The organism is Methylobacterium aquaticum, assembly GCF_001043915.1.
Classification (GTDB): Bacteria; Pseudomonadota; Alphaproteobacteria; order Rhizobiales; family Beijerinckiaceae; genus Methylobacterium; species Methylobacterium aquaticum.
The window spans coordinates 1-23,164 of sequence record NZ_LABX01000013.1; the positions used below are offsets into that span (position 1 = coordinate 1).

Below are 23,164 nucleotides of genomic sequence, written 5' to 3' on the forward strand. Positions count from 1 at the left end.
TCTCGGGATCGTCCAGGATCCGGGCATGCCGAACCGTGGATCATCGCCATGCCGGCCAAGCCTGGCTTTCTGACGACGATGGACTACTCTGCGCGTTGGGCAATCGAGCCGATGTTTTCCGACTTCAAGTCGTGGGGGTTCGGTCTCGAAGACAGTCAGATCTCGTATCCAGATCGGCTCTCACGGCTGGTCATCGTCATGGCCCTGGCTCTCTACGTTGCTGTATCGACAGGCCAGTGGGATGCCACCGTCAATCCAAGTCCTGCCGAAAAAACTCAGCGATCAACGACCACGAAAACTCGAACGCTCTCGATCCTCCCTCTTTACCAGAGGCTTGCGCTGCATCGTCAGGCTAATCGTGACCGCCACATCCATTCCTCCTTTGTGGACAAAAAACCCTTGCGCACAACAAAAACTGATGGATGGTGAGGGGGAAGCCCTCTCCGCAAGACCGGTCATCTTGCAGTTTGTTGCAGCTTGCCAGAATTTCGGATCGATCCGGTGAACTCTATCTGCAAGGCTGAGCCACAACGCGCCGCCTACGGCCACCCTACTCGCACGTTCGACCATGGCCCAGGGGACCCCCAACGCCGGGTGTGGAGCATCGATGCCACCGACTCTTGCCTCAGAGAGGCAGGGTTAACACTGTGAGTGGTGGGTGGCCTGAGCCAGGCCCGATGCCCTGGCTGTCGCGGGGCCGGCGTCCCTGATCCGGAACAAGTGGCCTGGACGGGTTCGGGCTCGCCCATCGCATCCCACTTTCCCGCATATATGCCCGTGCCCGTCTCGGCCTCCGGCCGGCCCGTTCCCGATCGGGGACGCTGCCGATCGAGGTCGAGTCGCTCGGCCACGACGCGAACTTCTTTCGAATTTCACGGGCGAGGTCGGTTGGATCGCGCCCGGCACGCACCAGCTCGACCATCTGGCGGCAGAACTCCACCGGTTACGGGGGACGGGTTCTCGGCATGGCAAAAACATCTCACGCGAAAGCGCTCTCGGTGTCCACACCAATCCGGGGCAATCCCATCCCACGATCGGCGACAGGCCCCCCGGCTTCGACCGGACCGCGTTCCATGCCCGCTTCAACGCCGCGGTCGTCGCCTTCGTCGGCCGCAGCTTAACACCGCTGCCTCAGGCCGGCGGCCCGAGCGGGACGCAGCGGAAGGCGCCGTAGCCGGCTTGCGCCAGGCGCTCGGCGAGCGCCGGCAGGACCGTGTCGGCCTCCTCGCGCAGGGTCCAGGGCGGGTTGACCACGATGAGCCCGCTGCCGCAAAGGCGCGTCGGGTCGGGCCGTTGGATCAGGAGATCGAGGCGCAGGGCCGGGCGGGGGAGGGCGGCGTCGAGGCCGGCGGCAAGACGGTCGACCGCCGCCACGTCCTTGATCGGGTACCAGGCGAGGTAGGTGCCGGTCGCCCACTTGCCCACCGCCTTCAGCAGCTCGCGGCCGAGGCGTTCGATCTCGCCCGGCACCTCGTAGGGCGGGTCGATCAGGACGAGGCCGCGGCGCTCCTTCGGGGGGATCAGGGCGGGGAGCGCGGTCCAGCCGTCGAGGGCCAGCACCTTGGTCCGGGAATCCTGGTTGTAGCGGGCATGCAGCACCGCGCCGTCGGCCGGGTGCAGCTCCACGAACACGCCCTGGTCGCCGGGGCGCAGGAACTCGCGGATCAGGGCCGGCGAGCCCGGATACACCGTCTCGCCGTGGCGCGCCCGGACGGCGGCCACCGCCTCCCGGTAGGGGGCGAGCAGCGCCTCCACATCCGCGGCGAAGGGGGTATCGAGCCGGCCGATGCCGTCCTGCCACTCGCCGGTGCGGCCCGCCTCGTCGGCGGTCAGGTCGTAGAAGCCGAGGCCCGCATGGGTGTCGATCGCCCGGAACGGCGTCGCCTTGCGCTGGAGATGCGCCAGCACCCGGGTCAGTACCCAATGCTTGAGCACGTCGGCGTGGTTGCCGGCGTGGAAGGCGTGGCGGTAATTCACGGGTCGTCCGGTCCTCGTCTCGCCGTCCCGCATGAGAGGCGGCGCAGGAGGCCCTATCACCATCCGATGCGCCGCGACGAGATCCCTGGCCGCCGCATATCCGCGGGGCCGGTCGGCGATCACCCAGGGAGCGTCTGCGCGGTGACCGCGTGGCTGGGCAGGCCAGACGTCAAGCCAGCCCGAATGCCGGCAGGCGAGCCGCCATCTCGGCCATCCAGGCCGTCACCTGCTCGTGGTTCGTGCGGCGGCGCAGGCCGAAGCGTCTGAGGGTGTCGAAGCGGGGGGAATCCTCGCGGCCGAAGCTCGCGGCGACGCGGGGCCGCCAGAAATCGACGCTCCGCTGCGCCGCCTCGCGCCCGCCCTCTGTGGCGACGATGCGGGCGAGGCCCTCCTCGCCGAGTTCGGCGTGCCGCGCCTCGCGCGGGGCGATCTCGCGGAACACCTCCGCCAGAGGCGCGTAGGACAGGCGCGAGAATTCCTGAAGCTGGATGCCGACGGCCCGGCCCATGAGCACGTTCATCACCACGGCGTCGATCCATCCCTGGAGCGGGTAGTGGAACACCGAGAGGCGGCGATCCGCGCCGTGGCGCGCCGCGCCGATCTCGGCATCGCGCGCGAGGCGGGCCGCCCAGGGGTGGTGGACGGCGTAGCGGGCGGTATCGGCCCCGAAGGTGCCCATCAGGTCGAGCACGCGCTCGGCGTGGTCGGTCTTCTCGAGCACGATCCGCGAGGCGGCGATCCGCGCCTTGAGGCTGGGGGCGTCGTTGATCACCTCGGCGAATCCCGCCGAGCCGGCCAGCTCGCTGTCGACGAAGGTCGCCATCAGTCGCAGCAGCTCGCCGCGATAGCGCGGCGGTGCGTTGGACGGGTTGGTCAGGACGCCGCCCTGCGCCAGGTAATCGTCGATCGTCATCGTCTCCGACATCGCTGCCTCCCGGCCCGTCTATTGATCGTAGCTGACGACCAGCGTGTCCGTCGTCGGGTAGCATTGGCAGGTCAGGACGTAGCCCTGGCGCACCTCGTAATCTTCGAGCGCATGGTTCGTGATCATCTCGGCCTCGCCCTCCAGCACCTTGGCGCGGCAGGTCGAGCAGACGCCGGCCTTGCAGGCGTAGGGCGCGTCCATGGAGTTGGCGAGCGCCGCGTCGAGCAGGCTCTCGCCTTGCTTCGGCATCCGGAAGGTGCGGGTGGCGCCGTCGAGGGTCACCGTCACCGCGCATTGCGCGTCGGAGGCCGAGACCGAAGACGAGGCCGCACGCGCCGTGGCCCGGCCCGGCTGGCCCGAGGCGAACAGCTCGAACTTGATTTGCGCCTCCGACAGGCCGTGCTCGCGCAAGGAGGCCGCGATGCTGAGCATCATCGGCTCGGGCCCGCAGATGAAGGCGGTATCGACGGAGGCGACGTCGACCCAGAGGCGGAACAGCGCGGCGCATTTCGCGGCATCGATTCGCCCGGTGAACAAATCGATGTCCTGCGTCTCGCTCTCCAGGACGTGCACGATCGCCAGCCGGCCGAGATAGGTGTTCTTGAGGTCGTCGAGTTCCTCGCGGAACATGATCGAGGCGATCTGACGGTTGGCGTAGACCAGCGTGAAGCGCGAGCGCGGCTCGCGGGCGAGCACCGTCTTGAGGATCGACAGAAGCGGCGTGATGCCGCTGCCCCCGGCGAATCCGAGATAGTGCTTGGCGGCTTCCGGCTCGATCGGGGTGTGGAACGCCCCCATCGGCGGCATCGCCTCCAGCACGTCGCCGGGCTTCAGCTCCTGGTTGGCCCAGGTCGAGAAGGCGCCGCCCTCGACGCGCTTGATGCCGACCCGAAGCGCGCCCTCGTCCCGGCCGGCGCAGATCGAGTAGGAGCGGCGCAGCTCGACGCCGTCGAAGGCGCGCCGGAACGTCAGATACTGGCCTTGGGTGAAGGCGAAGACCTCGGCGTCGCCGTCCCGGGGCTTGAGGGTGAGAACCACCGCGTCCCGGGTTTCACGCCGGACATCCGCGACGTCGAGAGGATAGAAGCGTGCCATGACCGCCGGTCGTCCCAGTTTGGAGCAATGTCCGCCGAGGTCGACACCCCGTCGCCGCGGATCATGCCGTCGCATCGAAGATCGGAACGGCGCGCGAACGCGCGCGATCCTTCAGCAGAATTCGCCGACGCGGTCATCGGTTCGGCGGCAAAAGAGTCTGCGACAAGACAAGAACCTAAGCGGACGAAGCGTGACCCGCCAACACTAGAGCGCTTCACGATCGCGTTGCAATCGCGAAGCTTCTCTAGCTCTTTTATTTTGCCGCATTTTCTGCGACGAACCGGTATCCACTTCGTCGGAAAATGCTCTAGTCTGCTTAGATGCACTTGAAGTAGTCGAACGGTTCGAGGCAGTCCGTGCAGCGCCAGCTCGCCTTGCAGGGGGTCGAGCCGAACTGGCTGACCCTCTCGGTCCGGTTCGAGGCACAACGCGGGCAGGCCACGGTGAGATTCGAAGCCCCGGTCAGCCGGCCGATCCGCCCGAGCATCCGGCCATCCGCCGCCGTCCCGTCGATCGGCGGGGCGATGCCGTAGGCCCGCAGCTTGTCGCGGGCGGCGTCGCCGATCCAGTCGCTGGTCCAGGGCGGCGTCAGCGCGCGCACGATGCGCAGGTCCGCGATCCCGCGGGCGCGCAGCGCCGCCTCGATCGCCAGGTTGATGACCGCCGTCGCGGGACAGCCCGAATAGGTCGGCGTCACCGTGACCACCAGGGTGTCGCCGTCCCAGGCGAGGTCGCGGACGATCCCGAGATCGACCACCGAGATCACCGGGATCTCGGGATCGGGCACATCGGCGAGCCAGCGGCGGATCTCGTCGGGCGCCGGCCGGGCGTGAGCCTCCATGGCGCCCTACCAGGTCGCGCCCGGATAGGCGCGCTGGAGGAACTGCATCTCGGCCAGCATCCGTCCGAGATGCTCGGTATGGATGCCCCGCCGGCCGCCCTTCTGGGCGAAGGACCCGGCCGGCACCGCGAGCGTCGCCTCGGCGAGGACCGGCCCGACCGTGGCGTCGAAGGCGGAGCGAAGGCTTGCCGGGTCGGGCGCGATGCCGGCCTCGGCCAGGACCGCGTCGGTGGCGTCGCCGAGGAAGAACTCGCCGGCATAGGGCCAGAGCAGGTCGAGGGCGGCCTGCATCCGGCGGTGGCTCTCCTCGGTGCCGTCGCCGAGGCGCACGACGAGATCGGCCGATTTCTCGAGGTGGTAATGCGCCTCCTTGATGGCCTTGACGGCGATCTCGGCCACGCGCGGCTCCGAGGACGACGTCAGGGCCCGCAGCATCGCGACGTGCCAGGCGTCGAACAGGAACTGGCGCATGATCGTCTGGCCGAAATCGCCGTTCGGCAGTTCGACCAGGAGGACATTGCGAAACTCCCAGACGTCGCGCAGGAAGGCGAGGTCGTCGGCTTTGCGCCCCCTGCCCTCGATCTCGCCGGCAAGGCCGAGCCAGAACTGGGTCTGGCCGATCAAGTCGAGGGCGACGTTGGCGACGCCGATATCCTCCTCCAGCACCGGGCCGTGGCCGCACCATTCCGACAGGCGGTGGCCGAGCACGAGGGTGGTGTCGCCCATCCGGGTGAGGAACTCGACCAGGGCGGCGCGGGCCGGCGCGAGGGGCGCGTCCTGGTGCGTATCGGGGGCCGGATAGGCCGCAGCCGCCGCGGCAAGGGCGGCAGCGTCCGGCGTCATCACGTCGGGCAGGGACGGCATCACATATGCCCCACGTCGGCCGGGATGTCGTAGAAGGTCGGATGCCGGTAGACCTTGCTGTTCGCCGGCTCGAACAGCGGGCCCTTGTCGCTCGGGCTCGACGCCACGATGTCGCTCGACCGCACCGCCCAGATGCTCACGCCCTCGTTGCGGCGCGTATAGACGTCGCGGGCGTTCTTGATCGCGAGGGCCGCGTCGGGCGCGTGCAGGCTGCCGACGTGGCGATGGTTCAGGCCGTGCTGACCGCGGATGAAGATCTCCCATAACGGCCATTCGCTGGACATGCTCGATCCTCCCGAACGCTTTTATCGTCGGACGATTGATGGTCGCCCGTCGGACGATTACTCCGCCGCGACGGCCATGGCGGAGCGGCGTGCCGCCTTGTCGGCATGGGCCTTGAGCCCGTCGCGGAACCAGGCGCCGTCCTCCCAGGCTTTCACCCGGGCCCCGAGCCGCTCGCGGTTGCACGGTCCGTTGCCGGCGATAACTTCGAAAAACTCGCTCCAGTCGGGCTCGGAGAAGTCGTAGCCGCCCTTCTCCTCGTTCCAGCGCAGGTTCTCGTCCGGGACCGTCAGGCCGAGATGCTCGGCCTGCGGCACGGTCTGGTCGACGAATTTCTGGCGCAGCTCGTCGTTGGTGTTCATCTTGATCTTCCAGGCCATCGACTGGGCCGAATGGACCGAATCCTTGTCGGAGGGCCCGAACATCATCAGCGCCGGGTACCAGAAGCGGTTGAGGGCATCCTGCGCCATGTGCTTCTGCGCCGGCGTGCCGCGCGCCATCGTCCTCATGATGTCGTAGCCCTGGCGCTGGTGGAAGCTCTCCTCCTTGCAGATCCGGATCATCGCCCGGCTGTAAGGCCCGTAGGAGGTCCGTTGCAGCGGGACCTGGTTCATGATCGCCGCTCCGTCGACCAGCCAGCCGACCGCACCCATGTCGGCCCAGGTCAGGGTCGGGTAGTTGAAGATCGACGAATACTTCATCTTGCCGGCGTGAAGCAGCGCCATCAGCTCGTCGCGGCTGACGCCGAGAGTCTCGGCGGCGCAATAAAGGTAGAGCCCGTGGCCGGCCTCGTCCTGGACCTTGGCGAGCAGGATCGCCTTGCGCTCCAGCGTCGGCGCCCGGGTGATCCAGTTGCCCTCCGGCAATTGCCCGACGATCTCCGAATGGGCGTGCTGGCCGATCTGCCGGATCAGGGTCTTGCGGTAGCCCTCGGGCATCCACTCCTTCGGCTCGATCTTCTCGCCACGGTCGATCCGCTCCTGGAAGGCGCGCTCCTCGGCCGACATCTCGTCGGGGCCGCGGACATGCGTGCTGTCCGTCTTCACCAGCTGCGCATACATGCGAGACCCTCCCGTCAGGACGCGAACCCGGTCCGGGACATCGCCCGAAGCTCTTGGCTCCGCCGCATACCGGCGTCGCGCCGCCGGGTTGTGCGGCGGCCATGCCGGTCGATTCGATCGTCTGCCCGATTGTCTATCATCGAAAGCATCACATCACAACGCCTGTTTTGCGTATTTCTGTGATGTCTTGATCGGGCGCCGTCCGCGGGCGTCACGGTCTGCGAACCGGTCAGGCGTCGTCGCGGATCCGGGCGAGGGAGGCCGTCCGGCCGAGCGTCTCCGCCGTCTGCGCCGGCAGCAGGTCATCGCCGGCCAGGAGGTGCTGCCCGACATAGCGGTCGGCGGCGGGCGAGAGGCGCAGGTAGAGATCGGCGAACAGCCGGCGGGCGCGCTGCCCGCTCCAGGCAGGCGGCAGGGTTTCCGCCGGCAGGCGCGCATCCCGGAGCGCCGCGTGGCGATAGGCGTGGACGAGGAGGAGGCGGAGTTGCAGCGCCTCGGCATCCGACAGGCGGAGACCCGCATCGAGCGCCTCCGTGATGCCCGCGAAGGCGGCCAGGAAAGCGTCATAGGCCGCCGCGAAGGCGGCGAGGTCCCAATGCGCGGCGGCGAGGTCACGGAGCCTCGGGCCCGCCGCAGTGCCGGCCTCGAACACCACGAGGGTGGGATCCGCCGGCCGGTGGTGGGCCGGTCCGAGCAGCCAGTGCGGCCCGAGCCGGACGAAGCCCGCCCGCTCCAGCGGCGGCACGGCCTCGCCGGCCTGCTCGGATCCGAGCCAGACGAACAGCCAGCGGGCCTCTGCTTGCGGCGCGAACAGGGTCCGGGCGGCGGACAGGAACTCGTGCCGTGCCCCATCGGTGAGCCGATAGAAGCTGCGCCGGCCCTGGCGCTCGCCGGTGAGCTGCCCGGCGGCCACCAGCCGGGACACGGCGGTCCGCACCAGCGTCTCGCTGATGCCGACCATCCGGCAGGTCTCGACGATGTTGCCCATCCACAGCCGGCCGCCGCGCGGCTCGACCACGTCGCCGTACAGGGTCACGATGAAGCCGCCGGAGCGCAGCGGCATCCTGTCCAGGAGACGCGGGATCAGGGCGTTCCCCAAAAGCCCGTCCCTGCGATCCGCAGAGGATCCGTATGCGTCGCTCACACAGCCCCCCGTCCGGGCGAGCGCGGCACCGCCGCCCACCGCCGCCGCCCCGGTCTCGACCGAAGCGAAGCGGGCGCAGCGACTTACGTCGAAACCGCCGACAGCACAACCGGCCGGCCGGGTGGGTCTCAGGCGGCCGGCGCGGCGCCGGTCCGGGCGCTCATCGTGAGGAGGTCGTAGCGGGCGACCGTGTCGCCGTCCTGGTTGAACACCTCCACGTCCCAGCGCACCTCGCCGTATTCGGGCTTGCGGGCGGGCTGCTTGTGCTTGACCGTGAGCCGGACGCGGATCGCGTCGCCCGGCGAGACCGGCTTGAGGAAGCGCAAGGCATCGAGCCCGTAATTGGCCAGGAGCGGTCCCGGCGCCGGATCGACGAACAGGCCCGCCGCGAAGGACAGGATGAGGTAGCCATGCGCCACCCGTCCGGGAAAGAACGGATTGGCGGCCGCGGCGTCCTCGTCCATGTGGGCGTAGAAGGTGTCGCCGGTGAAGCCTGCAAAATGCTCGATGTCGGCGACCGTGATCGTTCGCGACGGAGTCTCGACCGTGTCGCCGACGGCGAGGGCGTCGAAATCACGCCGGAACGGATGCTCGGCCGTGACCGCGGCCGGGGCGCCCGGGAGCCAGGTCCGGGTGAGGGCCGACAGGCGTCGGGGCGAGCCCTGGATCGCGGTGCGCTGGAGATAGTGGAACACGCCGCGCAGGCCGCCCAGCTCCTCACCGCCGCCGGCCCGGCCGGGCCCGCCATGGACGAGTCCCGGCATCGGCGAGCCGTGGCCGGTGGACGCCTTGGCGCTGTCGCGGTCGAGCACGTGGACCCGGCCGTGATGGGCGGCGATGCCGAATACGAGCGCGTCGGCATGCCCGTCATCGGCGGTGACCACCGAGGCGACGAGGCTCCCCTCGCCCTTGGCCACCAGGGTCACGGCGTCGTCGAGGTCGTCATAGGCCATCACCGTCGCGACCGGTCCGAACGCCTCGACCGCGTGCGGGGCGACCGCCCGCAGGGGATCCGGGCAACGCAACAGCACCGGGCCCATGAAGGCCCCGGCCGCGGCATCGCCCCCGACGATGGCGACGGAATCGGGATCCCCGAACACGATCTCCGCCTCCCGGGCGATCTCCCGGACCGCCGCACGGGTCGCGGCGCGCTGGCTCAGGCTCGCCAGCGGCCCCATACGCACGTCCTCGCGCCGGGGATCGCCGATCGCCACGGCGGAGAGCTGCTTGGCGAGCGCGCCGATCACCGCCGCTTCCTGGGCACGCGGGACGATGACGCGGCGGATGGCGGTGCATTTCTGGCCGGCCTTCACCGTCATCTCGCGCACGACCTCCTTGACGAAGAGATCGAATTCCGGCGTGCCCGCGACGGCATCCGGCCCGAGCACCGCGGCGTTGAGCGAATCCCGCTCGGCGATGAAGCGGACCGCATGGCGCGAGACCGCCGGGTGGTCGCGCAAGGCGCGCGAGGTCGCCGCCGATCCGGTGAAGCTGAGGACGTCCTGGCCGGTGAGGTGATCGAGCAGGGTCCCGGCCGCGCCGCACAGGAACTGGAGCGCGCCCTTCGGCAGGAGGTCCGCCTCGACGATCAGCCGCATCACCGCCTCCGCCACGTAGGCGGTGGCGGTGGCCGGCTTGGTGATGACCGGCACCCCGGCAAGGAGGGCCGGGGCCAGCTTCTCCAGCATGCCCCAGCAGGGGAAGTTGAAGGCGTTGACGTGCACGGCGACCCCGCGCAGCGGCGTCATCACGTGCAGGCCGAGGAACGAGCCGTCCTTCGACAGCGGCTCGGTCCCGCCCTCCATCACGAAGCGCTCGGCCGGCAGCTCGCGCCGGCCGCGCGAGGCATAGGCGAACAGGGTGCCGATGCCGCCATCGATGTCGAAGACGTTGTCGCGCCGGGTCGCGCCAGTCTCGGCGGCGAGCGCCGCCAGGGCGTCCTTGTGGGCCGAGAGGTGGGCGGCGAGCGCGCGCAGCCGGTCGGCGCGCTCGTGGAACGTCATCGCGCGCAGGGCCGGACCGCCGACGGTGCGGCCGTGATGCACCACCGCCGCCATGTCGATCCCGAGGGTCGAGGCGCGCGCCACGATCCGGCCGTCGATGGCGCTCGGGATGTCCGCCAGTCCCTCCTCCGGGACGAACCAGCGGTCGAGGACGTAGCTGCTGAGGGGTCGGGTCATCGAAGATCGTCCTTGTCGACGGGAGATCGCGGGCGCTCAGACGCGCTCGATGAGGCCGGCGATGCCCTGGCCGACGCCGATGCACATCGTGACGACCGCGCGCCGGGCGCCACGCACCTCGAGCGCGCTCACCGCCGTCATCGCGAGCCGCGCCCCCGACATGCCGAGCGGATGGCCGAGCGCGATGCCGCCGCCATGCGGGTTCACGTGCTCGGCATCGTCCGGCAGGCCGAGGTCGCGCAGAACCGCCAGCGCCTGCGAGGCGAAGGCTTCGTTGAGTTCGACGAGGTCGAGCTCGCCGAGGGTGAGCCCGGTCCGGGCCAGGAGCTTGCGGGTGGCCGGCGCCGGGCCGATGCCCATGATCCGCGGCGCCACGCCGGCCTGGACGACCGACACGACCCGTGCCCGCGGCGTGAGGCCGTATTTCCGGATCGCCGCCTCCGACGCGACGATGAGCGCCGCGGCCCCGTCATTCACCCCGGAGGCGTTCCCGGCGGTCACGGTGCCGCCCTCCCGGCGGAACGGGGTCTTGAGGGCGGCGAGCTGCTCCAGCGTGGTGTCGGGGCGCGGATGCTCGTCCCGCTCGACGCGGACGAGCGCCCCCTTCTTGCCCTTCACCTCCAGGGGCGCGATCTCCCGGGCGAAGAACCCCGCCGCCTCGGCCGCCGCCGCGCGCCGTTGCGAGCGGAGCGCGAAGAGGTCCTGGTCCTGCCGCGAGATCCCGAACGCCTCGGCGACGTTCTCGCCCGTCTCGGGCATCGAATCGATGCCGTACTGGGCCTTCATCAGCGGGTTGACGAAGCGCCAGCCGATGGTGGTGTCGAACACCTCCGCCTGGCGGGAGAAGGCTTCGGTCGCCTTGCCCATCACGAAGGGGGCGCGCGTCATGCTCTCGACGCCGCCAGCCAGGACGAGATCGGCGTCGCCGGTCATGATCGCCCGCGCGGCGATCCCGACCGCGTCGAGGCCCGAGCCGCAGAGCCGGTTGACCGTCGTGCCCGGCGCGCTCACCGGCAGGCCGGCGAGGAGGGCCGCCATGCGGGCGACGTCGCGGTTGTCCTCTCCGGCCTGGTTGGCGCAGCCGAGCACCACGTCGTCCACCGCCTCCCAGTCGATGCCGGGATTGCGCTCCTTGAGCACGCGGATCGGGTGGGCCGCCAGGTCGTCGGCGCGGACATCCTTGAGCGCGCCGCCGTAGCGGCCGATCGGCGTGCGGGCGAAGTCGCAGATATAGGCGTGGGACATCGTTTCCTCCTCAAGAGCGATGTTTCAGGGGCATGCGGCCGGGCCGGTGTCCGGTTCCTGGCTTGCCCCTCGGCCGAGACCTTCGCGTGGGCCCGTCCGGCCCTCGATCGAAACGGGCTGCCCGCGACGATGTCCCCGGTGGAAGAGTTACCGGTGCAAGAGGTACCGGCGCGAGGGTCCCTGGTTCAACAGGCCGGTCCGGCGGCGTTGGCACCGGCCCGACCACCGTGTTGTTAACCGACCGGTCGGTTAATTCAAGGGGCGTCAGCGCTCCCTGCGCGGGCCAGGACCGGAGCGAGGCGTGGGACCGTCGATTCTCGCTGCGGGGTGCGACGCCGGCACCCCGGCCCTCGCCAGCCCCGTCCTCTCGGTCTCGCCCCATCGGGCTCACGACGCGGACGCCTCGATTCGGCCTCAGGCAAGTCCGAGATCGACGAGGCCGTTGACCCTTCTAGAATTTCCGATGCTAGAAAAGCTTCACGATCGCGTTGCCATCGCGAAGCTTCTCTCGCTCTTTGATTTTGCCGCATTTTCTACGACGAACCGGTATCCACTTCGTCGGAAAATGCTCTAAGCCAGAGGCTTGGCGAACATCCGAAAGCGGAACCAAACGCCGTCTTCAACGGCCGATGGTATGATTACCGCAGCGACTCCAGCAACGGCCTGAGCGAGTGGCGCCGCTTGTTCTCGACGATCAGCGCCTCGATCCGCGTCGCCCATTCCCGCTGCCGACCCTGCGCCAAGTACGCTGTCCTGGCATGGGCGAGCCAGGCGGCGGCCTTCTCGTACTGGCGCGACGAACCGCCTTTCAGGAACGGCTCGGCCTGCGACTCGGCGAAATGCGCAACCCAAACCGGATCCCGCTCCAGAGCCGCCTCCGCCAGGCGGTGCAACACCGCCGGGTTGAGGTAATCCTCGCGGCTCTGCTCGGCCGCCCGCATGGCGTCCCCGACCAGCCCCTCCTCGAGCAGGATCGCGATCCGGTCGTCGGCGAAATCGGCGCCGGCGAGGATCGTCAGGAGGTCGTCGCGGAGGGCATCCCAGCCCTTGCCGGCGATCGTCCGGGCCGCTTTGTAGTCGTCGAGGGCGTGGGTCTTCGCGAAGGCGGTGCGGGCCCCTTCGAGGGCGAGGTCCCGGCGCTTGAGCGCAACGGCCTCGTCGCGCAGCCAGCGCGCCAGGACAGCGGTCAGGCCGCTCTCCTCCAAGTCGGGGCGGCGCAGATGGGACCGCGCGAGGTCGAGCGCCTGGTCCGGGTGCCCGGCCTCGCGCAGGCGCCGGGCGAGGGTGAGAACGTCATCCGGATCCGTGAGGTGCTCGGCCGCGTGGGCCAGGGCCTCGTCGATCCGGCCGAGGCGCACCAGCATCCCGGCATAAGACGCCTCGTCCCCGGCGGCGCGGGCGAGGTTCAGATATTCGTCGGTGCGCTCCGAGGCGGCGAGCACCCGCAGGCGCACGGCGACGAGATCCTTTTCGGTCTCAGGAAGGGCCGCCGTCCCGCCGGCGAGCACCGCCTGGAGCGCGGGCACCTCCCAGCCGGCGGCGAGCGCCGCGAGGGTGACGGAGAATCCCGCCGGCCCGTACTCGCTGAGCTCGGCGTGCCAGCCCGCGACCGTCTCGAACAGCGCGTCGCGCTCCTCCTCCGAGAGGTCGCTCATCAGCACCGCCTCGGCCATCATCCGCCCGAGATCCTCGAACAGGAGGTCCATGTCGTCGTCGGTCTCGGCCATCTCGCCGAGCCATTGCTCGATGAACGGCTCGGCCACAGCCACGAGGACACGCAGGGCGTTGCGCCCGTCGCCGGCCTCCAGGAACGGCACCGCCTTCTCGGCCAGCGCGTGCAGCTCGCCGGACGGGCCGGTGGCGTGGTCATCGTCCCAATAGGTCCGCGCCTTGCGGGCGAGGAGGGTGCGGGCCTGCGCGGCGATCGGGGCCGGATCGACCGGGCCGCGTCCCGGGACTGCGGCGAGTTCCACGTCGATCCAGCCGGCGAGGTCGGGATCGGCCTCGGCCCGGCGCACGAGCAGGTCGGCCAGGGCCTCGCGCGGCAGGTCGTCGAGGAGCCGGCGCAGGGTCGGGCGCTCGGCGACGGCGCCGGGCTTCGACGCCGCGAGCAGGGTCGCGACGACGTGCTTGCAGGCGCCGCCCCATTCGTAGGGGCAGGTGCAGCGGAAATCCGCGACGTCGCCGTCCTTCAGCCGGATCGCGACCCGGTAGGGCTCGTCCTCGCTGCCCGCGACCGCGGCGGTGAGCTGGTCGCCCCGCCGCACGAGATCGGAGACGGCGCCCGAGCGGACCATGTCGCGGCCGCGCTCGACCACCTTCGGGTCGGCGAGCGCCTTGACCGCCGCCTCGCCGGGCAGGCTCGCCGCAGGGCCCGTCTTGCCGACCCGCTTCGTGCTCACGCGGCGATCCGTCCTTCGAGCGGAAAGACCTTGGCCGGGTTCATCAGCCAGGCCGGATCGAACACCGCCCGCACCCGCATCTGCTGGTGGAGGTCCTCCGGGTTGTACTGGACGGTCATCAGGTCGCGCTTCTCGATGCCGACGCCGTGCTCGCCGGTGAGGCAGCCGCCGACCTCGACGCAGAGCTTCAGCATCTCTTCGCCCGCCGCCTCGGCCTTCTCCATCTCGCCGGGCGTGTTGATGTCGAACAGGATCAAGGGATGCAGGTTGCCGTCGCCGGCATGGAAGACGTTGGCGCAGCGCAGGCCGTAGGATTGGGTGATCTCGCCGATGCGCTCCAGCACGCGCGGCAATTGCCCGGTCGGGATGGTGCCGTCCATGCAGATGTAGTCGGAGATGCGCCCCGTCGCGCCGAAGGCCGACTTGCGGCCCTTCCAGATCGCGGCGCTCTCGGCCTCCGATTGCGAGACCTTCAGGCTCGTCGGGTTGAAGGGCTTGGCGATCTCGACGATGCGGGCGAGCATCGCGTCGCATTCCTCCTGGCAGCCCTCGACCTCGATGATCAGCATCGCCTCGGCATCGAGCGGGTAGCCCGCATGCGCGAAGGCTTCGCAGATCGTGATCGCCTCGCGGTCCATGTACTCGATCGCCACCGGGATGATGCCGGCGCCGATGATCGCCGCCGTGCAGGCCCCCGCCGCCTCGACCGTGCCGAAGCCCATCAGGGCCGGCCGCGCGCCCTCGGCGGCCCGCAGGATCCTGACGGTCGCCTCGGTCACGATGCCGAGCTGGCCTTCCGAACCGCAGACGAGGCCGAGCAGGTCATAGCCGGCGGAATCGAGGTGATCGCCCCCGATCTCCACCACCGTGCCGTCGACCAGGACCAGGGTCACGCCCATCAGGTTGTTGGTGGTGACCCCGTATTTGAGGCAGTGGGCGCCGCCCGAGTTCATCGCGATGTTGCCCGCGATGGTGCAGGCGAGCTGGCTCGACGGGTCGGGCGCGTAGAAGAAGCCCTCGTGAGCCACCGCCGCGCTGATCGCCAGGTTGGTGATGCCGGCCTGGACCCGGGCGATGCGGTTCCCGAAATCGACGTCGAGCACCCGGTTCATCTTGGCGATGCCGAGGATCACCGCATCCTCCTGCGCGATGGCGCCGCCGGCCAGCGACGTGCCGGCGCCGCGCGGCACCACCTTGACCCCGTTCTCGTGGCAATAGCGCATCACCGCGGCGACCTCCTCGGTCGTCGAGGGCAGAACCACGGCAAGCGGCATCTTGCGGTAGGCGGTGAGCCCGTCGGTCTCGAAGGCGCGGCGCTCGTCTTCGCTCGTCACCAGCGCCTCCGGTGCCACGAGGCCGCGCAAGCCCTCCACGATCGCATCGCGGCGGGCGAGGATCGCAGGGTCGGGGAGCGGGAAGGCGATGGTCATGGCGTATCCTCGGCGTCTCGTCTCGATCGTGTCCGACCGGCGGGCGGTCGCTCGTGCCTCATCATACGGGAAGCGAGGGAGGGCGCCCATCCATCGGTGCGCCCCGCACCTTGGTCCGATTGCGCGAAGCCGCGGCACAGCTTCTTTTCGCCGCACGGGACCCGTCGCGAGCAGTCTGCGTTTTTAACTGTACCAAATTGCAGGCTGGGCCATATCCCGGTGGCCCGTCGCGAACGACGTCCGTTGGAGGGAACCTCATGCGTCAGCTCATCCTCGGTGCCGCCCTGGCGATCCTCGCCCCCTTCGCCGCCCAGGCGCAGGACGCCGCCGCCGGCGAGAAGGTCTTTGCCACGTGCAAGGCCTGCCACGCTTTCGGCAAGAACGGCGTCGGCCCGGATCTCAAGGGCGTCATCGGCCGCAAGGCCGGCACCCACGAGGGCTACAACTATTCGGCCGCGATGAAGAATTCCGGGCTGACCTGGGACTCGGCCACCTTCATGGACTACATCAAGGACCCGAAGGCCAAGGTGCCCGGCAACAAGATGATCTTCGCCGGCGTGAAGGACGACAAGAAGATCAAGGATCTGGAAGCCTACCTCGAGACCCAGAAGTAAGACGGGGCCCGGCCCCGGCGGCGTCCGCCGGGGCCTCCCGCCTTCTAGTCGCCGATGCCGTCCCGGCCCTGGACGGCCATCAGGGTGGCGGTGAGGAGCGCGACGAGCCGCTCGCCCCCTTGCGCCTCGGCGAAGACCTCGGCCTGCGCCAGGGTCAGGGTGCGTCCGGCCTTCACCACCCGGCCCCGGGCCAGGATGCGCGTTCCAGCCGCCGGGGCGAGCAGGTTGATCTTGAACTCCGCCGTGAGCACGCCGGCACCGGGCGGCATCAGGGTCAGGGCGGCGTAGCCCGCTGCGCTGTCGGCGATGGCACTCACCGCCCCGGCATGGACGAAGCCGTGCTGCTGCGACACCGCCGGCCCGGGGACGAGCGCGATCTCGACCGTGCCGGGCGACACGGTGCCGAGGCTGGCCCCGAGGGTCCGCATCAGGCCCTGCCTCTCGAAGCTCGCGCGCACGCGCGCCTCGGGTGTCTGGTCGGTCACGGGCCCCTCCCTGTCGATTTCTTGGTAAGGGACGGTTGAGGCATGGCCGCGCCCGCCCTGTCCAGCGCCCAATTTCCGAGACGCTCATGACCCTCCCCGATTCCGATCCGGCCGGCTGGCGCCCCTTCGACGATCCGGGTTTCCTCTCCCTGGTCGGCCCGGTCCTGCTGCGCGAGGAGGGCGAGGCGGTCAGCTTCGCGTTCCGGGCCGAGCCCAAGCACGCCAACCTGATCGGCGTGGTGCAGGGCGGCATGATGATGACCTTCGCCGACCGGGCTCTCGGCTTTGCCGCCATGCGGGCCGCCGGTGGGGCGAACTGCGTCACGGTGCAGTTCGAGATGCAGTTCATCTCGGCCGGCCGGATCGGCGAGACGATCACGATGACGCCCGAGGTGGTGCAGCGCACGCAGAGCCTGGTCTTCCTGCGCGGCGACGCGGTGTGCGGCGGGCGCATCGTCGCCACCGCCACCGGAATCTGGAAGATCCTGCGCCGCAGGCCCGAGTCGAACCCGGCCTGACGTTGGCGTCAGTTGGTGAGCGCCGGGCGGGCGCTGGTGGGACCGAGCCCCTGCGGCACCGGCACCTTGCTGGCATTGTAATTCGCGTTGACGACAAGGCGCGGCGCCTGCGACAGCGCCACCTTGCGGACGACGATGGCGGTGTATTCCGACTGATCGGCGACGACCTGGTTGGCGGAGACCACGAAGGTGCCGCGCGGCATGTAGATCGTGCCGACGAGGCGGCGCGCGTTGTCGCTCATGACCTCGAACGACCGGCCTGCCGGAGCGCTGCGATCCTCGAAGAACAGCAGGCCCGCCAGCGCGTCGTCCGTCGGTGCGCTGAGCGAGACGCTTGAGCGGGGCATAAACTGCAGCGGGCGGGCGACGCCGTCGTAGTCCGGCGGGACCGTACCGGTGAAGTAGAAGCCCACGCCGTCACCGTTCAGCGACGCCGGCGGGAGAGATGAAGGCCCCATCGGGCAATGCAGTTGAGATTTGACAGGCGGAGGAACATCGTTGTGATAGCACAGGCACGAGGCTTGCCCGTGCTCGGGGTGCCCTGGCACCAGGCTGTCCGTCCCGACCACGAGGGGTCCGTCCTTCATGACGTAAATGCCGGGATTGAGCTTGACGACCGCGCCCGATGTGAGGATGAGCCCGCCGCAATACGTCCCGGGATTGAGAACCTCGCTCCAGCTTCCCACCAGCTTGTTGTTGTACGTGCAGCCCCCCACCGGAGGGGCGGCGCGTCCCGCGAGCGGATCCTTGATGGCCGGACAACCAGTGATCGGCACCGGCTGGTAGCGCTGCGAGGGACCGGCATAGCCCCCGACGGCGCACGACTTCAGCGCGGCGAGTTGTGAGGCGTCGCGCGCGTCGATCGCCGCGGCGGCGCTGGACATCGCGTAGACCGAGCAATTGCTCGCCGAGATCCGGGCGCTGTCGCGCAGACCGATGGCGTCCGCCGACGACCCGTCCAGCGCCACGACGCAGACCCGGGACGTCCCGACGATCTCGGCCGTCGCCTGGACGGAGATGTCCGTCAGATACGGCGTGACGAACTTGGTCATGATCGCGCGCTTGCGCTGCGACAGGGTCACCGTCACGCCCGTGGGCGGCAGGTCGCGGTCGTTGGCCAGGGTCGTCGTGTAGGGATCGTCCGGGTTCGCCACCGGCTTGCGATAGACCGGCTCGGTCGCCACCGCGATCGGATCTCCGCCGAGCTTGTCCGCCGCCAGGCTGCGCACCTGGCCTTCCGCGACGGCCTGCGCCCGGCCCCGGTCGAAACCGGCGACCTGCATGTCGGAGACGACGGCGAGCGCCGTCGCGTCGACGATGGCCTGGAGCTGCTGCTTGCGGACCAGCCACGTCGCATAATCGACGCCAAATCCGACGCTTCCCATCACGATGGGAAACAGGATCGCGAGCACGAAGGCGACTCCTCCTCCGCGATGACAGCAGAAAGCTGCGACTTTAACGACGAGGGCCCGACACATCAGCATCTTGTTCCATGGAGCCCTCACACTAGGAATCATTCCGTAAAGGCAACATTAACATGACCGCAATCGTCAAAGAGACACAACCGGTGAATTCAACCTCAGGTTATCCTAATAACGGGAACCGAATCAAATTTTACCGATCCAAGTCTGTCGAGACTGACAGAGCGACGACCTGAGACAGGGGTGCACACCGAGCCGACCGCAACTGCCGCGCCGCAGGAGACCCCCGCGCAGGGCAGGACCGCGCAAGACGGCCATCGAACGGGAGCCGGCGGCCACTCTCCTGCGCCGGCGCGCCTGCACAACCCGCCCGGATCCGCTATGTAGGGACCGATGACGCACGATCCGAACGGTGCCCCGGCCGCCGGGGTCCTCGAACGCCTGACCGCTGCCCTCGGCGCGGAGGGGAGCCGGCGCGGCCCACCGCCGGTCGACCGCTGGAACCCGGATTATTGCGGCGAAATCCCGCTGCGCATCGCCGCGGACGGGACCTGGCACTACAATGGCAGCCCGATCACCCGACCGGCCCTGGTCAAGCTCTTCTCGACGATCCTGCGCCGCGACCCCGACGGACGCACCGTGCTGGTGACCCCGGTGGAACGGGTCGGGATCGAGGTCGAGGACACGGCCTTCCTGGCGGTCGAGATGGCGGTGGAGGGCAAGGGCGAGACCCGCGCCATCGCCTTCCGCACCAACCTCGACGACGTCGTGCCCCTCGACGACGCCCATCCCTTGCGGGTCGAACGCGACCGGGAGGGCGGGTTCAAGCCCGCCATCGCGGTGCGCCACGGCCTCTGGGCCCGTCTCACCCGGGCGCTGGCCTACGACCTCGTGGACCTCTGCGAGGAGCGCGAGGAGGCGGGCGAACGCTGGCTCGGCCTTGCCGCCGGCGGGCGCTTCCACCGCCTCGCCAAAGCGACCGATCTCGACGCGGCCGACCTGTCGTGACCGATCTCGCCGCACCGCAAGTCCCAGGGCCGCAAGTCCCAGGGACTCAAGTTCCAGGGTCTCACGTCCTGGGATCGTCCGCCCTCGACGCCTTCCTGGCCCGCGCCCGCGACCGGTTGCGGTCGGCGCCGCCGGGCCCGCATGACGACACCTCGAACCCCCGGGGCGACCACGACCTCGAACCCGACGTGCTGGAAGCCGCCCTGTCGCGCCCGCCCCGGCTCGCCGCGGTACTGGTTCCGGTGGTGCCGCGGGCGGCGGGCGTCGCGGTGCTGTTCACCCTGCGCGCGGCGCATCTGCGCGACCATTCCGGCCAGATCGCCTTCCCGGGCGGCAAGATCGATCCCGGCGATCCCTCGCCGCTGGCGGCGGCCCTGCGGGAGGCCCACGAGGAGATCGGCCTCGACCCGGCGGCCGTGACGCCGCTCGGCTACCTCGACCCCTACCTGTCGGGCACGGGCTTCCTGGTGACGCCGGTGGTCGGGCTGGTGGCGCCGGACGCCGCCTTGCGCCTCAACCCGCAGGAGGTGGCGGAGGCATTCGAGGTGCCGCTGGACTTCCTGATGAACGTCGCCAACCACGCCCTGCACAGCCGGGAATGGCGCGGGCGCCAGCGGCGCTACTATGCGATTCCGTTCGGCGAGCGCTACATCTGGGGAGTGACCGCCGGCATCGTGCGCAACCTCTACGACCGGCTCCGCGACGCGGACGAGTGAAGATCCCGAGCAAAGACCGATGGCCCGCGCGCTGATCGACGACATCCTGCTGTTCCTGCTCCCCTTCGCGCTGTTCGGGGCATGGCTGGTCCTGCGCCAGCGCAGCCCGCTGCGCTGGATCCATTGGAGCGACCAGGCCGTGCGGCTCGCCATCGCGGGAGCCGCCCTGGTCATCGCCTCCATCCTGGGGGTGGCGCTCACCGCCGAGCGGCACCGGGACGGCTTCGTGCCGACCCATCTCGAGAACGGCCGGGTGGTGCCAGGGCAGTTCCGGTGAGCCAGTCCCTCGACGAGGCCGCGTTGCGGGCGGTGCTGGCGCAGCCGCGCCTCGCCCGGGTGTTCGTCGCCCTCGATGCTGCGGCCGAGGAGACCCGCCTCGTCGGCGGCGCGGTGCGCGACGCGCTGCTCGGCCGACCGGTCGCCGATATCGACCTTGCCACCACGCTGCTGCCCGAGGCGGTGGTGGCGCAGGCGAATGCTGCCGGCCTCAAGCCCGTGCCGACCGGCATCGCCCACGGCACCGTGACGGTGGTGGTGGAGGGAGAGCCGTTCGAGGTGACGACCCTGCGCGAGGACATCGAGACCGACGGACGCCACGCCGTGGTGCGCTTCGGCCGCGACTTCGCCCGTGACGCCGCCCGGCGCGACTTCACCATCAACGCCCTCTCGGTCACGCCGGATGGCCGCGTGCACGACACGGTGGGGGGCCTCGCCGACCTGGCGGCATCCCGGGTGCGGTTCATCGGCGAGGCGCGCCAGCGCATCCGCGAGGATTACCTGCGGGTCCTGCGCTTCTTCCGCTTCCACGCCCGCTATGGCGCCGGCGCGCCCGATCCGGCGGGGCTCGCCGCGTCGATCGAGGCGCGGGACGGGCTGGCGCTCCTCTCCCGCGAACGGGTGCGGGGGGAACTCCTGAAGCTCCTTGCCGCCCCGGGCGCGCCCGCCGTCACCGCCGTCCTGTCGCAGACCGGCCTGTTGCAGCGGCTGATCGGCGGGATCGGCGATCTCGGCCGCCTTGCCCGCCTCGCGGGTGCGGAAACCGACGAAGCCGGGGACGCCAGGCCGGACCCGGTGCGCCGCCTCGCCGCCCTGGCGGTGCGCTCCGCTTCCGATGCCGAGCGCCTGCGGGAGGGTTTGCGCCTGTCGAAGGCCGAGCATGCGCGGCTCGCCGCTTATGCGGGGGCCGAGGCGTCCCTCCACGGCGCGTGTGATCCCCTCACGGTCGCGGATCTGCGCCGCCTCGTAGCGGTGCACGGAGCGGAGGCGGCGGTCGATGCCACCCTGGCGCTGACGGGGGAGCCGCGGCCGGTGCTGACGCCGGAGGCCGCCGACGCCTTGGCGCGCCTCGCCGCCGGGGCCGACCCGGTGCCGGTCCTGCCGGTCACCGGGGCGGGTCTGGTCGCGGCGGGCGCCCGGCCCGGCCGCAGCCTCGGCCTGGGCCTCGCGGCGGCGCGCCGAGCCTGGCTCGCGCAGGGATGCCCGACGGACGCGGAAGCCGCGGCGCATCTGCGCGCGGTCGCCCTCGCGGCCGCCGGCGGAACCCCGGAAGACGCCCCCCGTTCGCCTCCTTTCAAGAACTAATACCAACGGTCGTTGACAACGACCTTTGGTCCCGTTCTCGAATTTTCGCCAAGCCCAAGGTCCCGGACATCTGGGCTTGGCATCGACACTTCGCGATGGAGCAACGGCCGCGTCGATCTCGGGCCTGCCCGAGATCGAATCGATGCGTCAGCATTTTCGGCCGTTGGTATAACATTGCCGGGCTCGCCCGGGGAGAGGACCGGGATGACGCGGATCGCGATGGTGTTCAGGCCGGCGGCCCTGTCCCGCCTGGCGAACGGGGCGCGCCAGAGGCAGCAGGCCAAACCACCGTGACCGACGCGGACCTGACCAGACCCGGTCGAGGCCGGGCCGGCCGCGCGGCATGGCCGAGCCGCGAGGCGGCCGTCCGGGGAATCCCCCTCGGGACGTTCCGGAGGGGATCGGTTTGCCGCCGGATGGGTTATGATGCCTGGCCGCCGCGGGCCCGCTTCGTGCGTCGCCCTTACAGCCGCGCGAGGCGCCCCGGAGCCCCGGCCCGCGGTGCCGCCTGATGGAGACCGACGACCGATGCTGCCTCTGCTCCGTCCCGCCCTGGCCGCCGCCCTTCTCCTCGGGGCCTCGCGGCCCGGCGGCGCGCACGAGCTGTGGCTGACGCTCAGCACCGTCGAGCCGGTCCCGCAGGTCCGGGTCAATTACGGCCGGGCCTCGAAGCGCGAGGCGCCGCATGCGCCTCAGCTCATCCAGCTCGTCGCCCTGACGCAGGACGGGAGCACGGACCTGCGCGCCGGCCTCAAGCCCGCCCCGGCGGACGTGCCCCCGGCCCTGCTGGCGCCGCTCGGCACGAAGCCAGGCCGCTTTCTGGCCGCCGCGACCTACGATGCCGGCTTCTGGACGACTCTGCGCGACGGCACCCGCCTCCAGGCCAGCCGGCGCCTGGTGCCCGATGCCCGCGAGGGCCGCTGGTCGGTGAAATACGCCAAGGCCGCCTTCGGCCCCGGGGCGCCGTGGCTGCGGGTGGTCGGCCACATGCTGGAGATCGTGCCGGTCGAGGTCCCGGGCCCGACCGCGGGAGCGATCCGGGTGCGGGTGCTGTTCCGCGGCGCCCCCCTGCCGGGGGCCGATCTCCTTTACGGCGACAGCGGCATGGAACCGGAGCGGGCCGGAATGCCGGCCTACACCACCGATGCGGAGGGCATCGCCACGGTGCCGATCCGCAAGGCCGGCAGCCAGGTGCTCACGGTGACCCAGACGGTGAGCCCGTCGGCCACCCCGACCCTCGCCGACGAGGATGTCTACACCGCGACCTTCGCGTTCCGGCTCGACGAGCCGTCGGTGAACTGAGACCGACGGTCGTTGAAAACGATCTTTGGTTCCGTTCTCGAATTGTCGCCAAACCTTTGGCTTGAAATCGAAA

General features: G+C 70.2%; 21 protein-coding genes and 1 pseudogene. 8 read left to right on the top strand and 14 right to left on the bottom strand.

Translation table 11 applies throughout. From position 1 onward, the window contains the following. Positions 1-429, top strand: a pseudogene (locus VP06_RS38860) (hypothetical protein); the annotation flags it as partial. A gap of 702 nt (positions 430-1,131) precedes the next feature. Here VP06_RS38860 and VP06_RS01605 read toward each other — a convergent pair. The 12 genes from VP06_RS01605 to VP06_RS01660 all read right to left on the bottom strand — a co-directional run bounded on the left by VP06_RS01605 (position 1,132) and on the right by VP06_RS01660 (position 15,446). Beyond that, positions 1,132-1,977: a 23S rRNA (adenine(2030)-N(6))-methyltransferase RlmJ gene (locus VP06_RS01605; protein ID WP_048462084.1), complete on the bottom strand. Its 846-nt coding sequence runs from the start codon at positions 1,975-1,977 to the stop codon at positions 1,132-1,134. A 169-nt stretch (positions 1,978-2,146) separates the two neighbouring features. Then, complete coding sequence (locus tag VP06_RS01610; protein WP_048462085.1) at positions 2,147-2,902, bottom strand: Phenylacetic acid catabolic protein; 756 nt, start codon at positions 2,900-2,902, stop codon at positions 2,147-2,149. A gap of 18 nt (positions 2,903-2,920) precedes the next feature. Next, a complete protein-coding gene (paaE, locus tag VP06_RS01615) occupies positions 2,921-3,997 on the bottom strand; it encodes a 1,2-phenylacetyl-CoA epoxidase subunit PaaE (protein ID WP_048462086.1) in 1,077 nt (358 codons plus the stop codon). Positions 3,998-4,313: 316 nt separating this feature from the next. Next, complete coding sequence (paaD, locus tag VP06_RS01620; protein WP_048462087.1) at positions 4,314-4,838, bottom strand: 1,2-phenylacetyl-CoA epoxidase subunit PaaD; 525 nt, start codon at positions 4,836-4,838, stop codon at positions 4,314-4,316. Positions 4,839-4,844: 6 nt separating this feature from the next. Continuing rightward, positions 4,845-5,702, bottom strand: coding sequence for a 1,2-phenylacetyl-CoA epoxidase subunit PaaC (gene paaC, locus VP06_RS01625; RefSeq protein ID WP_082167097.1), 858 nt, complete (start codon positions 5,700-5,702; stop codon positions 4,845-4,847). After that, positions 5,702-5,986, bottom strand: coding sequence for a 1,2-phenylacetyl-CoA epoxidase subunit PaaB (gene paaB / locus VP06_RS01630; RefSeq protein WP_048462088.1), 285 nt, complete (start codon positions 5,984-5,986; stop codon positions 5,702-5,704). The genes paaC and paaB overlap by 1 nt, the downstream gene beginning before the upstream one ends. 57 nt (positions 5,987-6,043) lie before the next feature. Then, positions 6,044-7,045 (bottom strand): 1,2-phenylacetyl-CoA epoxidase subunit PaaA, encoded by a 1,002-nt coding sequence (gene paaA, locus VP06_RS01635; protein ID WP_048462089.1) that lies wholly within the window; start codon positions 7,043-7,045, stop codon positions 6,044-6,046. A gap of 229 nt (positions 7,046-7,274) precedes the next feature. Beyond that, entirely contained in the window at positions 7,275-8,108 is an 834-nt protein-coding gene (locus VP06_RS01640; RefSeq protein ID WP_082167098.1) for a PaaX family transcriptional regulator C-terminal domain-containing protein, read from the bottom strand. Between the two features lie 209 nt (positions 8,109-8,317). Continuing rightward, positions 8,318-10,369: a phenylacetic acid degradation bifunctional protein PaaZ gene (gene paaZ, locus VP06_RS01645; protein ID WP_048462091.1), complete on the bottom strand. Its 2,052-nt coding sequence runs from the start codon at positions 10,367-10,369 to the stop codon at positions 8,318-8,320. 36 nt (positions 10,370-10,405) lie between these two features. Beyond that, positions 10,406-11,614, bottom strand: a complete 1,209-nt coding sequence (gene pcaF, locus VP06_RS01650) for a 3-oxoadipyl-CoA thiolase (RefSeq protein WP_048462092.1) — start codon at positions 11,612-11,614, stop codon at positions 10,406-10,408. Positions 11,615-12,252: 638 nt separating this feature from the next. Continuing rightward, complete coding sequence (locus VP06_RS01655; RefSeq protein WP_048462093.1) at positions 12,253-14,016, bottom strand: SWIM zinc finger family protein; 1,764 nt, start codon at positions 14,014-14,016, stop codon at positions 12,253-12,255. Next, positions 14,013-15,446, bottom strand: coding sequence for an FAD-linked oxidase C-terminal domain-containing protein (locus tag VP06_RS01660; protein ID WP_048462094.1), 1,434 nt, complete (start codon positions 15,444-15,446; stop codon positions 14,013-14,015). The genes VP06_RS01655 and VP06_RS01660 overlap by 4 nt, the downstream gene beginning before the upstream one ends. A gap of 257 nt (positions 15,447-15,703) precedes the next feature. On the opposite strand from VP06_RS01660, the gene VP06_RS01665 reads away from it, so the two are divergent. Then, complete coding sequence (locus VP06_RS01665) at positions 15,704-16,060, top strand: c-type cytochrome (protein WP_048462095.1); 357 nt, start codon at positions 15,704-15,706, stop codon at positions 16,058-16,060. Positions 16,061-16,104: 44 nt separating this feature from the next. On the opposite strand, the gene VP06_RS01670 is transcribed toward VP06_RS01665, so the two are convergent. Next, positions 16,105-16,488 (bottom strand): PaaI family thioesterase, encoded by a 384-nt coding sequence (locus VP06_RS01670; RefSeq protein WP_082167101.1) that lies wholly within the window; start codon positions 16,486-16,488, stop codon positions 16,105-16,107. Positions 16,489-16,631: 143 nt separating this feature from the next. On the opposite strand from VP06_RS01670, the gene VP06_RS01675 reads away from it, so the two are divergent. Beyond that, positions 16,632-17,063: a PaaI family thioesterase gene (locus VP06_RS01675; RefSeq protein ID WP_048462097.1), complete on the top strand. Its 432-nt coding sequence runs from the start codon at positions 16,632-16,634 to the stop codon at positions 17,061-17,063. An 8-nt stretch (positions 17,064-17,071) separates the two neighbouring features. Here VP06_RS01675 and VP06_RS01680 read toward each other — a convergent pair whose 3' ends face one another. Next, positions 17,072-18,580 (bottom strand): pilus assembly protein TadG-related protein, encoded by a 1,509-nt coding sequence (locus VP06_RS01680; RefSeq protein ID WP_082167099.1) that lies wholly within the window; start codon positions 18,578-18,580, stop codon positions 17,072-17,074. 297 nt (positions 18,581-18,877) lie between these two features. On the opposite strand from VP06_RS01680, the gene VP06_RS01685 reads away from it, so the two are divergent. The 5 genes from VP06_RS01685 (at position 18,878) to VP06_RS01705 (ending at position 23,091) form a co-directional block, all read left to right on the top strand. Continuing rightward, positions 18,878-19,492 (top strand): DUF1285 domain-containing protein, encoded by a 615-nt coding sequence (locus VP06_RS01685; RefSeq protein WP_048462098.1) that lies wholly within the window; start codon positions 18,878-18,880, stop codon positions 19,490-19,492. Positions 19,493-19,560: 68 nt separating this feature from the next. After that, positions 19,561-20,208: a CoA pyrophosphatase gene (locus tag VP06_RS01690; protein ID WP_048462115.1), complete on the top strand. Its 648-nt coding sequence runs from the start codon at positions 19,561-19,563 to the stop codon at positions 20,206-20,208. Positions 20,209-20,227: 19 nt separating this feature from the next. Further along, positions 20,228-20,485 (top strand): DUF6111 family protein, encoded by a 258-nt coding sequence (locus tag VP06_RS37790; protein ID WP_048462099.1) that lies wholly within the window; start codon positions 20,228-20,230, stop codon positions 20,483-20,485. Then, positions 20,482-21,789 (top strand): CCA tRNA nucleotidyltransferase, encoded by a 1,308-nt coding sequence (locus VP06_RS01700; protein ID WP_048462100.1) that lies wholly within the window; start codon positions 20,482-20,484, stop codon positions 21,787-21,789. Before VP06_RS37790 ends, VP06_RS01700 begins: the two co-directional genes overlap by 4 nt. Before the next feature lie 528 nt (positions 21,790-22,317). Beyond that, on the top strand, positions 22,318-23,091 hold the full coding sequence (locus tag VP06_RS01705) for a DUF4198 domain-containing protein (protein WP_048462101.1): 774 nt from the start codon (positions 22,318-22,320) through the stop codon (positions 23,089-23,091). Positions 23,092-23,164 lie beyond the last annotated feature (73 nt).

What these genes read in the sequence shown, in the direction of transcription:
- VP06_RS01670 (WP_082167101.1), bottom strand. Translation starts at nt 16,488, where the DNA reads ATGCGGACCCTCGGGGCCAGCCTCGGCACCGTGTCGCCCGGCACGGTC.
- paaD (WP_048462087.1), bottom strand. Translation starts at nt 4,838, where the DNA reads ATGGAGGCTCACGCCCGGCCGGCGCCCGACGAGATCCGCCGCTGGCTC.
- paaE (WP_048462086.1), bottom strand. Translation starts at nt 3,997, where the DNA reads ATGGCACGCTTCTATCCTCTCGACGTCGCGGATGTCCGGCGTGAAACC.
- VP06_RS01610 (WP_048462085.1), bottom strand. Translation starts at nt 2,902, where the DNA reads ATGTCGGAGACGATGACGATCGACGATTACCTGGCGCAGGGCGGCGTC.
- VP06_RS01685 (WP_048462098.1), top strand. Translation starts at nt 18,878, where the DNA reads ATGACGCACGATCCGAACGGTGCCCCGGCCGCCGGGGTCCTCGAACGC.
- paaB (WP_048462088.1), bottom strand. Translation starts at nt 5,986, where the DNA reads ATGTCCAGCGAATGGCCGTTATGGGAGATCTTCATCCGCGGTCAGCAC.
- VP06_RS01675 (WP_048462097.1), top strand. Translation starts at nt 16,632, where the DNA reads ATGACCCTCCCCGATTCCGATCCGGCCGGCTGGCGCCCCTTCGACGAT.
- paaC (WP_082167097.1), bottom strand. Translation starts at nt 5,702, where the DNA reads ATGCCGTCCCTGCCCGACGTGATGACGCCGGACGCTGCCGCCCTTGCC.
- VP06_RS01665 (WP_048462095.1), top strand. Translation starts at nt 15,704, where the DNA reads ATGCGTCAGCTCATCCTCGGTGCCGCCCTGGCGATCCTCGCCCCCTTC.
- VP06_RS01660 (WP_048462094.1), bottom strand. Translation starts at nt 15,446, where the DNA reads ATGACCATCGCCTTCCCGCTCCCCGACCCTGCGATCCTCGCCCGCCGC.
- pcaF (WP_048462092.1), bottom strand. Translation starts at nt 11,614, where the DNA reads ATGTCCCACGCCTATATCTGCGACTTCGCCCGCACGCCGATCGGCCGC.
- paaZ (WP_048462091.1), bottom strand. Translation starts at nt 10,369, where the DNA reads ATGACCCGACCCCTCAGCAGCTACGTCCTCGACCGCTGGTTCGTCCCG.
- paaA (WP_048462089.1), bottom strand. Translation starts at nt 7,045, where the DNA reads ATGTATGCGCAGCTGGTGAAGACGGACAGCACGCATGTCCGCGGCCCC.
- VP06_RS01705 (WP_048462101.1), top strand. Translation starts at nt 22,318, where the DNA reads ATGCTGCCTCTGCTCCGTCCCGCCCTGGCCGCCGCCCTTCTCCTCGGG.
- VP06_RS37790 (WP_048462099.1), top strand. Translation starts at nt 20,228, where the DNA reads ATGGCCCGCGCGCTGATCGACGACATCCTGCTGTTCCTGCTCCCCTTC.
- VP06_RS01680 (WP_082167099.1), bottom strand. Translation starts at nt 18,580, where the DNA reads ATGATTCCTAGTGTGAGGGCTCCATGGAACAAGATGCTGATGTGTCGG.
- VP06_RS01640 (WP_082167098.1), bottom strand. Translation starts at nt 8,108, where the DNA reads ATGCCGCTGCGCTCCGGCGGCTTCATCGTGACCCTGTACGGCGACGTG.